The sequence below is a fragment of the Pseudoduganella sp. RAF19 genome, assembly GCF_052114165.1.
In the GTDB taxonomy this organism is placed as follows: Bacteria; Pseudomonadota; Gammaproteobacteria; order Burkholderiales; family Burkholderiaceae_D; genus Rugamonas.
In genome coordinates, this window is sequence record NZ_JBFREF010000037.1 from 1 (window position 1) to 414 (window position 414).

The 414-nt window shown below is 48.2% G+C and carries 1 rRNA gene; it reads right to left on the bottom strand.

Annotation, left to right across the window (positions count from 1 at the left end):
• A 16S ribosomal RNA gene (locus AB4Z19_RS30485) occupies positions 1-90 on the bottom strand; the annotation flags it as partial.
• Positions 91-414: the final 324 nt, after the last annotated feature.

The following is a 414-nucleotide window of genomic DNA, read 5'->3' on the forward strand; positions in this document are numbered from 1 at the left end:
GCCAGGCCGAAGCCCGCGCTGCCGTTCGACTTGCATGTGTAAAGCATGCCGCCAGCGTTCAATCTGAGCCAGGATCAAACTCTTCAGTTCAATCTCTGTTTTAAGTCATTGCTGACTTGGTCGCTCACTCAAAATACTGACGAAATCTCATAAAGAGATTACGTTTATTTTGYGCGAGCATTTGAAGCATATTATTTGAGCATCGCGCCATTCGGCGCGTTGGCCATCTTCAAACGCCCACACTTATCGACTGTTGATTTTTAAAGATCGCTGCGTTTAGCGACAAATCGTTGTGTTTGTCAGCAGCAGAGAAGCGAGATTATGCGGTACAGCGTGCAACTCGTCAACCCCTTCGTTTTCAGCGTCTTGCGCTTCAAACTTCTCACATCGTTTCGCGCTGTTTGCTGCGTTGCG